Source organism: Streptomyces sp. NPDC031365 (assembly GCF_055569765.1).
Window position 1 is genome coordinate 131,296 of sequence record NZ_JBVIIM010000023.1, and the last position, 9,058, is coordinate 140,353.

General features: G+C 70.2%; 11 protein-coding genes. 4 read left to right on the top strand and 7 right to left on the bottom strand.

Going from position 1 to position 9,058, the window contains the following annotated elements; genetic code table 11:
• Positions 1-16: 16 nt before the first annotated feature.
• The 6 genes from ACZ5C2_RS28555 to ACZ5C2_RS28580 form a co-directional block, all read right to left on the bottom strand.
• Entirely contained in the window at positions 17-601 is a 585-nt protein-coding gene (locus tag ACZ5C2_RS28555) for a sigma-70 family RNA polymerase sigma factor (RefSeq protein ID WP_037932079.1), read from the bottom strand.
• A 293-nt stretch (positions 602-894) separates the two neighbouring features.
• Positions 895-1,488: a CGNR zinc finger domain-containing protein gene (locus ACZ5C2_RS28560; protein ID WP_468797469.1), complete on the bottom strand. Its 594-nt coding sequence runs from the start codon at positions 1,486-1,488 to the stop codon at positions 895-897.
• A gap of 109 nt (positions 1,489-1,597) precedes the next feature.
• Positions 1,598-2,752: a uroporphyrinogen-III synthase gene (locus ACZ5C2_RS28565; RefSeq protein WP_468797472.1), complete on the bottom strand. Its 1,155-nt coding sequence runs from the start codon at positions 2,750-2,752 to the stop codon at positions 1,598-1,600.
• A 128-nt stretch (positions 2,753-2,880) separates the two neighbouring features.
• Positions 2,881-4,239 carry a nitrate/nitrite transporter gene (locus ACZ5C2_RS28570; RefSeq protein ID WP_468797475.1) on the bottom strand — a complete coding sequence of 453 codons (1,359 nt, stop codon included), beginning with the start codon at positions 4,237-4,239 and terminating at the stop codon, positions 2,881-2,883.
• Positions 4,240-4,435: 196 nt separating this feature from the next.
• Positions 4,436-5,449, bottom strand: a complete 1,014-nt coding sequence (locus ACZ5C2_RS28575) for a hypothetical protein (RefSeq protein WP_468797478.1) — start codon at positions 5,447-5,449, stop codon at positions 4,436-4,438.
• A gap of 27 nt (positions 5,450-5,476) precedes the next feature.
• Positions 5,477-5,947, bottom strand: coding sequence for an ATP-binding protein (locus ACZ5C2_RS28580; RefSeq protein WP_468797481.1), 471 nt, complete (start codon positions 5,945-5,947; stop codon positions 5,477-5,479).
• Positions 5,948-6,177: 230 nt separating this feature from the next.
• On the opposite strand from ACZ5C2_RS28580, the gene ACZ5C2_RS28585 reads away from it, so the two are divergent.
• From ACZ5C2_RS28585 to ACZ5C2_RS28600, 4 genes are all read left to right on the top strand, one after another.
• Positions 6,178-7,029 carry a helix-turn-helix domain-containing protein gene (locus ACZ5C2_RS28585; RefSeq protein WP_468797484.1) on the top strand — a complete coding sequence of 284 codons (852 nt, stop codon included), beginning with the start codon at positions 6,178-6,180 and terminating at the stop codon, positions 7,027-7,029.
• 10 nt (positions 7,030-7,039) lie between these two features.
• On the top strand, positions 7,040-7,213 hold the full coding sequence (locus ACZ5C2_RS28590; RefSeq protein WP_468797487.1) for a DUF397 domain-containing protein: 174 nt from the start codon (positions 7,040-7,042) through the stop codon (positions 7,211-7,213).
• A 178-nt stretch (positions 7,214-7,391) separates the two neighbouring features.
• Positions 7,392-7,631 carry a hypothetical protein gene (locus ACZ5C2_RS28595; RefSeq protein WP_468797490.1) on the top strand — a complete coding sequence of 80 codons (240 nt, stop codon included), beginning with the start codon at positions 7,392-7,394 and terminating at the stop codon, positions 7,629-7,631.
• A 457-nt stretch (positions 7,632-8,088) separates the two neighbouring features.
• Positions 8,089-8,607 (top strand): hypothetical protein, encoded by a 519-nt coding sequence (locus ACZ5C2_RS28600; protein ID WP_468797493.1) that lies wholly within the window; start codon positions 8,089-8,091, stop codon positions 8,605-8,607.
• A gap of 224 nt (positions 8,608-8,831) precedes the next feature.
• Here the strand turns inward: ACZ5C2_RS28600 and ACZ5C2_RS28605 are convergent.
• On the bottom strand, positions 8,832-9,058 hold a 227-nt coding region (locus ACZ5C2_RS28605; protein WP_468797496.1), incomplete at its 5' end, for a transposase.

Sequence of the window (9,058 nt, forward strand, 5' to 3'; positions counted from 1 at the left end):
CCCCCGTACACACTCATCACGCCGTCACCCCCCGCTCCTCCAGAGCCAGCTTCATCGACCGCAGGGCGTAGAACACGCGGGAACGGACGGTGCCGCTCGGTATGCCGAGTGTCTGTGCCGCCTCATTGACGGTACGCCCCTTGAAGTAGGTCTCGACGAGGACCTCCCGGTGGGCCGGGGTCAGGTCGTCGAGCGCGTCCGACAGCGTCATCAGCCACAGCGCCTTGTCGATCTCGTCCTCCGCGGGGATGACCTCCAGCGGCGACGGATCGACCTCCTGCGGCCGGGCCTGCCGGCTGCGGTGGCCGTCGATGACGATGCGCCGGGCGACCGTCACCAGCCAGGGGCGTACCGAACCGGTGGCCCGATTGAGCTGACCGGCGTTCTTCCAGGCACGGATGAGCGTCTCCTGCACGACGTCCTCGGCGCGTTGCCGGTCTCCGGCGACCAACCGCAGGACGTAGGCCAGCAACGGCCCGGCGTGCTCGCGATACAGCGCACGCATCAGCTCCTCGTCAGGTTCCGAGGGCTGTGAGGACATGCGATGTCGGGCCCTCGATCCACGTTCATTGGCCACGGCCGCATCCTTGCGCACGCCCACCTCCGGTGTCCGGGGGATCCCCCAGTCGGTCGCTCGACAACCGGTACGGACGGCAAGGGGCGGGTGTTCAAAGGGAGACGGCGGTTTTCTGCGGAGCGGCGCGCCGACCGGGACATGAGAGCACATTCCCCCCTCCGCTTCTTTACATTTCCGACACAGCGGCAAGGCCGGCCGCGTCATCCATCGGGCGCGGGAGGCGAACGGAGGTGTAACGCACATCACTTCGGCAATTCTCGCCCGGCGCGGCACGCGGAAGCCGCATATATCGCAAGGGACTTGATCCGGACATTCCCTCAGGTGCGGGCGAGCGCCGCACGGCGGCGGTGGCGGGCCACGCGTTCGCGGTTGCCGCACACCTCGCTGGAGCACCAGCGGCGCCTGCGGCCCCGGGACGTGTCGACGTAGACGATGGGGCAGTTGTCGCCCTCGCACTGTCTGAGGCTCGCGCGGGCGACGGGGTCGGTGAGCAGGTTCACCGCGTCCCGCGCGACCGCCGCGAGCAGCGCGGCCCGGCCGGGCGGTCCGTCGAGCCGGCACACCAGCGTGCCGTCCTCGCCGGGCACCGCGCGGGGTGCCGGGGGCGCCGCGCGTGCGAGGTCGTTCACCCGGGCGAGGGCGAGAGCGTACGACGGGACACCGGGCGCCGGGCGGCCGCGCACCAGTGGGGCCAGCTGCCCGCGCAGTTCGCGGAACGCCACCAGCCAGGAGGTGTCCGCATGGGCCAGCGAGGTGTCGCCGGGCACCAGTCGGGAGCCGGTGATCCAGGCGCGCAGCGCCGCCGCGGAGTCGAGCCGTTCGTCGGGATGGGCGGTCGCGAGCAGATCCAGACAGACCCGCCCGGTGTCGAACCTCAGCTCGTAGGACGCCGTGACCGTACCCAGTGCCATGTTCCTGCCACCGCCTAGGGTGGCCCCGTGTACGGGGCCGGTGAGCGATCCGGGAAACCGTTCACCTCCCACAGTGCCCGCCCGCCACGGCCCCCGGAACCCCCCGTGCTCAGTCGTCGCCGTACTTGGTCTCCGCCGTCGGGTCCAGGGCGAGGCGGTAACCGCGCTTGACGACCGTCTGGATCAGTTTCGGGGCACCGAGGGCGGAGCGCAGGCGTGCCATCGCGGTCTCCACCGCATGCTCGTCGCGGCCCGTGCCCGGCAGGGCACGCAGCAGCTCCGCGCGGGAGACGACCCAGCCGGGCCGCCGGGCCAGCGCCCGCAGCAGCGACATCCCGGCCGGCGGTACGGGTCTGAGGGCGCCGTCCACCAGGACCGCGTGCCCCCGGATCTCCATCCGGTGCCCGGCGACGGGCAACGCGCGTGCCCGCGCCGGGAGTTCCCGGCAGAGCAGCTGGACCAGCGGGCCGAGCCGGAAGCGTTCGGGCTGGACCGTGTCGATGCCGCGGGCCTGCAACGGCAGCGCGGTGACCGGGCCGACGCAGGCGGACAGCACATCGTGGCCGAGGGCGGCGAGCAGGTCGTCGAGCAGTCCGCGTTCCTCCGCGCGGGACAGCAGGGACGCGGCGGCGGGCGCGCTGGTGAAGGTGACCGCGTCCAGGGTGCGGGCGACACCCGCGTCGATGAGGCGGTCGACGGGACCGAGGTCCTCCGGCGGCAGCCACCGGTAGACCGGCACCCCCACCACCTCCGCTCCCCCGGCCCGCAGCGACTCCACGAACCCGGGCAGCGGTTCACCGTGCAGCTGTACGGCGATCCGCAGGCCGTCGACGCCCTCCTCCAGGAGCCGGTCGAGCACCTCGGCCATGGACTCCGACGCCGGTGACCACTCCTCGGTCAGCCCGGCGGCCCGGATCGCGCCCTTCACCTTGGGCCCGCGCGCCAGGATCCGCACCCCGCGCAGCCGCGCCAGCAGGTCCTCGCCCAGTCCCCAGCCGTCGGCGGCCTCCACCCAGCCCCGGAAGCCGATGGCGGTGGTGGCGACCGCGATGTCCGGCACCTGCCCGATGATCTCCTTGGTGGCGGCCAGCAGCTCGCTGTCGTCGGTGAGCGGCACGATCCGCAGGGCCGGGGCGTGCAGCACGGCGGCTCCGCGCCGCTCCAGCAGCGCGCCCAGCTCGTCGGCACGGCGCGCCGCGGTCACCCCCACGGTGAACCCCGCCAGGGGCCCGTGCTGCGGTGGCTGCTCTTGTTCGTCGTCCATGGCTCTCGTCCCGCTCGAGTCGGCGTACCGCGAGGGAGGTGCGGCTCCACCTCCCCGCCGGTCGAGCCTGTCAACGATGCGTGACGGGCTCGGTTCGGCTTCGTGTCACCAGTGTTACGTCCTTGCCGTCACACTTCGGCGTAGCTGAGCTGCGGCTTCTCCTCCGGTACGGCATCGGTGTCCCTCGGCCGGGCCGCCGGGCGGCGCAGGTATACGGCCCAGGTGACCGCGAAACAGACCGCGTAACAGGCGAGGAACGCGACGAACGCGCCGGTTCCGGAGCCGTAGGAGAGGAAGGACTGGCGGAACGCCAGGTTGATTCCGACCCCGCCGAGCGCGCCCACCGCGCCGATCAGCCCCATGGCCGCCCCGGACAGCCGCCGCCCGTACGCGGCCGCCTCCTCGCCCGCCAGCCCTCTGGCCAGCGCCTTCGCCTGGAAAATGCCGGGGATCATCTTGTACGTCGACCCGTTGCCGAGTCCGGTCAGCACGAACAGGACGACGAAGGCGACGGTGAACAGCGCCAGCGACCTCTGCATGGAGGCGACGATCAGCACCCCGGTCGCCGCGCCCATGGCGACGAAGTTCCCCAGCGTGATCCGCGCACCGCCGTACCGGTCGGCGAGCCATCCGCCCACCGGACGGATCAGCGAGCCCAGCAGCGGGCCGATGAAGGTGACGTACGCGGCCTGGAGCGGCGTACGGCCGAACTGGGTCTGGAGCACCTGTCCGAAGGCGAAGCTGAAGCCGATGAACGAGCCGAAGGTGCCGATGTAGAGGAAGGACATGATCCAGGTGTGCGGGTCCCGCGCGGCGTCCTTGGCGGCGCCGGTGTCGTTGCGCACCGAGGCGAGGTTGTCCATGTACCGCGCGGCGAGCACGGCGGCGGCGACGATCAGCGGGATGTAGAGGCCGAGCAGCACGCGCGGTCCGCCGCTCGCGCCGATGATCGCGAGTGCGGCGAGCTGGATCACCGGGACGCCGATGTTGCCTCCGCCGGCGTTCAGTCCGAGCGCCCAGCCCTTCTTCCTGAGCGGGAAGAAGGCGTTGATGTTGGTCATGGAGGAGGCGAAGTTGCCGCCGCCGATGCCGGCCAGCAGGCCGACCAGCAGGAACGTGGAGAAGGACGTGCCCGGCTCCATCACGGCGAACGCGGCGACGGTGGGGACGAGCAGCAGTCCGGCGCTGATCACCGTCCAGTTCCGCCCGCCGAAGACCGCCACGGCGAAGGTGTACGGCACCCGGACCACGGCGCCGACCAGCGTGACCATCGACGTCAGCAGGAACTTGTCGGCCGGCGTGAGCCCGTACTCCGGGCCCATGAAGAGCACGAGCACGGACCACATCGTCCAGATGGAGAACCCGATGTGCTCGGACAGTACGGAGAAGAGGAGATTGCGGCGGGCGATCCGCTCTCCGGTCCGGTTCCAGAAGGTCTCGTCCTCCGGATCCCACTGCTGGATCCAGCGGCCGCTGGGCGCTGTCATGGGGCCTCCACTGTTCTCCGGGCGGGGCGCGGGCGGGTGCCACGCGGGGTTGATCCCGAAGGTAGGGAGGGAGAGTTTCGGCGCCGTGGCACGCGGTGACCGGCAGGGAACGTTGCTCTCACCCGTGGCGGGGGCGGGGTGAGAGGTGTCCGGCAGCGGGTGCGGGCGGCGCGGTGAGGTTCGGCGGCGTGCCGGGTCAGCGCCCCGGGGGCTGCCAGTGGGGGTTCTGCTGGATGTCCTGCTGGGGCTGGTGCCCGGGCGACTGGACGGGCTGTCCGTACGGCGGCTGGGGCTGGGGGTGGCCGTAGGCACCGGGCGCCTGGGCCGGGGGCTGCGGCGGGGCGGCGTACGGGGCGGGCGCGGGCGGGGTGCCGTAGGCGGGCTGGGCGTACGGGGCGGGCTGGGCGTACGGGGCGGGCTGGGCGTAGGGGGCGGGCTGGGCGTAGGGGGCGGGCTGGGCGTAGGGCGTCGGGGGCTGGTGCCCGTAACCGGGGGCCGGGGGCATCCCCTGGGCCGGGGGCATTCCGGGGGCCTGGGGCATTCCGGGTGCCGGGGGCATTCCGGGTGCCTGGGCGCCGTACGGGCCGCCGCCGAAGGGGTTGCCGTGGCCCGGTATCTGCCCGCCCGGGGGCAGGTGGCGGACCCGGCCGGTCTCGTCCGTCACGGGAACGAATCCGGCCGCCTGGAGCCGGGCCGCGAACTTGGCGTTGCGCCTGCGGTTGACGACCAGGCCGATGCCGAAGAGGGCCATGAGGGCGAGCCAGATGACGGCCGCGATGACGAAGTCGGAGGACGTCCCCCCGAGCCGGAAGGGCACGATCACGCAGCCGATGGAGACACCGATGGCGCCGTAGCCCATCCGCTTCTCGGCACTCTTGCCGGTGAGGTCGAAGTTGATGCGGGCCTTGAGCAGTTCGAAGGCGTCCGGCACGAGCGGCGGCACCGACACCCCGTCGCCGGCGTTCGGATACTGCGCCCAGTTCTGCGCGGCGCGGGCACGGGCCTGCGGGCTGTGATCGGGCACGATCAGCATCCTCAGCTGGCTGTTGTTCCCGCCGCCCTGCCGTACGTCCGCGTACTCGTACCCGAACTGCTGGGCGACGAAGGCGAGTCGGGCGAGCTTCTTCACAGAAGCCATCGCACTGGTGAGCTCGACCGGCTCCCCGCTCGCCATCAGGTGCAGCATCTTCCGCGTCTGCCGCTTGCTCATCCTTGTTCCGCCCCCTGACCACACCGTTCACTTCCGCAACAGCGGCAGTTTCGCACGCCCACCCACTTCGAACCAGAGCAGTTTCCCGGCCCCTCGCCCCGGCGCACCGCCCTCGAGGGCCCAACCGCCCCAGGAGTCGGCGTGCTCCCGCACGAGGCACAGCCCGCGCCCGGACTCGGCGTCGGACGGAGCGAGCGGGACGGAGCCGTCGCCGGCCCCGCTGAACGGAGCGGGGACGTACGGGTCGCTGTCCCACACCCCGACCCGCAGCCGACCGCAGCTCAGCCCCGTGAGCCGCAGGGAGGCGGGCCCCTTGGTGTGCAGATAGGCGTTGGTGACCAACTCCGACGTCAGCAACTCCACGACGTCGACGGCGTCCCGCATACCGTGCCCGTCGAGCGCGGCCCGCACCGTCATGCGTGCGACGCGTACCGCGCGGGGGTCATGGGGGAGGCGAAGGGCGTACGTCCAGGGGTGGGGCGGGGCTACGGTGACCATGGTTGTCTCCAGGGGAGTTGGAGGGGACTTGGACTCGCTCAACAGCTCCGTCGGGCGGTGGCGGTGCCGCGGCGTGCGGTGCACTTCCGGCTTACGGAGTGGGCTGTCGAGCGTTGCGTGACTACCGTAGGACCGATGGTTAGATGGTTCCTACGGAATCAGCGGCAACCATCCATGCTTCACTCGTGTGAGGGAGAAACGCGCCGCCTCGCGGCCGGGAGGGACACACTTTGCCGCCCACGAACAATCCGACGCTGCGGCAGCGGAGACTGGGCGCTGAGCTGCGCAAGCTCCGTGAACGTGCCGGCCTCACCGCGACTGGTGCCGGTGAACTGCTCGGCGTCAACCAGGCGCGCATCAGCATGATCGAGACAGGCCGTACGCCCGTCAGCGCCGACCGGATCCACTCCATGGCACATGCCTATGCCTGCCCCGACGCCGCACTGGTCGACGCCCTGGCCGCGATGACCGGGCGGCGATCGCGGGGCTGGTGGGAGGAGTACCGGGAGCACCTCCCGGCAGGCCTTATCGACCTCGCCGAACTGGAGCACCACGCGGCAGCCCTGCGGGTGGCTCTTGTTGTCCACATCCCGGCGCTGCTGCAGACCACGGACCACGCCCGCGCACTCTTCCGCGAAGCCGTACCACCTTTGAGGCAGTACGAGATCGAGCACCGCGTGAGCCACCGCATCAAGCGCCAGGGCATTCTCCACCGCGAGGACCCACCTCCCTATACGGCGGTGATCCACGAGTCCGCGCTGCGCATGGGGTACGGCGGCTCCACGACCGTCCGCGCCCAGCTCCGGCACCTGCTGGACATGAGCGAACTGGAACACGTCACCGCTCGGGTCATCCCGTTCGGCAAAGGCTCCTTCCCGGGTACGGGACAGTCGATCGACTACCTGCTGGGCCCTGTCCCACAGCTCGACACCGTGCAGCTGGACACTCACCACGGATGCGATTTCCTGGACGCGGAAGCCCAGTTGGACAAGTACCGTTCAGTGCTCGACCGCATGGAGTCGAACGCCCTCAAGCCCGCCGAGTCCCGCGACCTGATCCACCGCATCGCCCAGGAGATCTGAGAGAGTCACTATGTCCGATCACACATGGCGCAAGTCTTCCTACAGCCCCGACGCCTCCAACTGCGTCGAAGTGGCCACCACTCCCGCCACTGTCCTCATACGCGACTCGAAGGACACGTCCGGCCCCCAGTTCAGCCTCTCCCCCACCACGTGGCTCACCTTCCTCACGCACATCAAGAAGTGACCCGCAACGCCGACGGCCTTCTCTTCTTCCGCTACAGCTCAGATTGACGCCAGCGCTTCACCAAGCCATCCAGGCTGTGCGGAACCTGTTGCGCGGACTGCGGTGGGCTCGGGGCGGCTACGTCGTACCGACGGACGGGGCGATCTCCCGGGCACAGGACCGGTTGGGAAGCGCACCGATGTGTGCACTGTTCGAGGCCACAGCGAGGCCGACGATTCCCGCCGGTCATGAGGAGGTGTTCTGGCGTGGCCTGCGCAAAGTCGTTGTGGACGGCACGGTTTTCGACGTGCCCGCCAGTGCGGACAACGCCGCGACCTTTGACGCCCCGGCCGGCGGAGTCCTGCCGCAGGCCCGCCTGGTCGCCCTCGCGGAGTGCGGCAGCATGGCACTGATCGGGGCCCGCCTTCGACTCCATTGAGGTCGGCGAACGCACCCTGTTCGAGCTGCGCGGCAAACGCGCCCGGGAGCGGGTCACCGTCCGCGTGATCGAGTACAGCGTCACCGACGACGACGGCGTCTCTGAAGTCTTCGCGCTGATCACTACTCTGCTCGACTGCGAGCAGGCACCCGCGCTCGAACTCGCACGGATCTACGCGGACCGCTGGCACGTGGAGATCCTCGATCAGCACCACACGGCTCACCCAGCGGCTCAACAACCTCGGAATCCGCCCCAATCAGGCCCGCAGCATCGCACTCTTCCAGCTCGCCATCGAAATCCCCGCCGCAATCCTCGCCCGCACCCTGGGCATCCACACCGACGTCGCCGTCGCCTGGCAACGGCTCTCCGCCGGCGACTGGGCCAGCTACGCCGCCGAAGTCAGCGCACGCTCCTCCGCCCCAGGCCGCCCCACACCACCGAGCACCAGGACATCACCGTGAACACCGACTCTCTCGACCCGAACTGGGTCCGGGATTGGGCCGCAGCCGTCACCGCACACCTGCAGTCCGTCCTGGCCGCGTTCGATACTTACTACCCCTTCCCGCCCGGCGCGAACGAGGTCGTCCTGGCGGCCCCCGACCAGCTGGACTCCCTCGACACCCTGCGCACACAGCCAGCAACCCCACCGGACCTGGTCACCTTCTACAAAGTGATCAACGAAGTGGCCATGCCCGACATCGGCAACGCGTTCTTCATCCACACCGCCGACACCACCATCAGCCAGCTCTCCGACGGGCCAGCCCTCCTCAACGACGGCGACGAAGGCACGATCTTCGCCAGCAATGGCGGAGGGATCCTCTACGCCATCGGCCGCGACAGTCGGGTGCACCGCTCGCACGCCGCCTCCCCTGACAGCGACTTCGAGCCCATCGCGACCAACCTGCGCGACTTCCTCGAACAGCTCCGTGACGCCGTGGCACACTTCGCCGCCACCGGAACCCCCGGAGACCTTTGACCCGCCACTGCTTGATCAACATCAGGCATTCGGAGAGTTCCAATACCCGACGTCACCATTACACGTCCGACTCCGCCTCCAACGCCAAGCCACCGACACCCTCGGCAACGCCCTCAGCCCGACGGACAACAACCCCGACGACCCGCTCTGCGCACCCGTCGTCCGCTGACGGTGACGTCAAACGAGGGTCTGTCAATCGAACGGTGTAACGAGGGTGGTTGAGGTTACTGACGGGCTGCGGAGAGCCGGCCGTCGAAGGTGATGTCGAAGGCGTTCAGCGCGGTCTTCCAGCGCAGGGTCCAGCGGGCCTGTCCCTTGCCCGTGGGGTCGAGCGACATGATCGCCATGTAGACGCACTTCAACGCGGCCTGCTCGTTCGGGAAGTGCCCGCGGGCCTTGACCGCCCGCCGGATCCTGGCGTTCACCGACTCGATCGCGTTGGTCGTGCAGA

Coding starts and splice junctions, on each gene's coding strand:
- ACZ5C2_RS28560 (WP_468797469.1), bottom strand. CDS start 1,488: ATGGCACTGGGTACGGTCACGGCGTCCTACGAGCTGAGGTTCGACACC.
- ACZ5C2_RS28565 (WP_468797472.1), bottom strand. CDS start 2,752: ATGGACGACGAACAAGAGCAGCCACCGCAGCACGGGCCCCTGGCGGGG.
- ACZ5C2_RS28570 (WP_468797475.1), bottom strand. CDS start 4,239: ATGACAGCGCCCAGCGGCCGCTGGATCCAGCAGTGGGATCCGGAGGAC.
- ACZ5C2_RS28575 (WP_468797478.1), bottom strand. CDS start 5,449: ATGAGCAAGCGGCAGACGCGGAAGATGCTGCACCTGATGGCGAGCGGG.
- ACZ5C2_RS28580 (WP_468797481.1), bottom strand. CDS start 5,947: ATGGTCACCGTAGCCCCGCCCCACCCCTGGACGTACGCCCTTCGCCTC.
- ACZ5C2_RS28590 (WP_468797487.1), top strand. CDS start 7,040: ATGTCCGATCACACATGGCGCAAGTCTTCCTACAGCCCCGACGCCTCC.
- ACZ5C2_RS28595 (WP_468797490.1), top strand. CDS start 7,392: ATGTGTGCACTGTTCGAGGCCACAGCGAGGCCGACGATTCCCGCCGGT.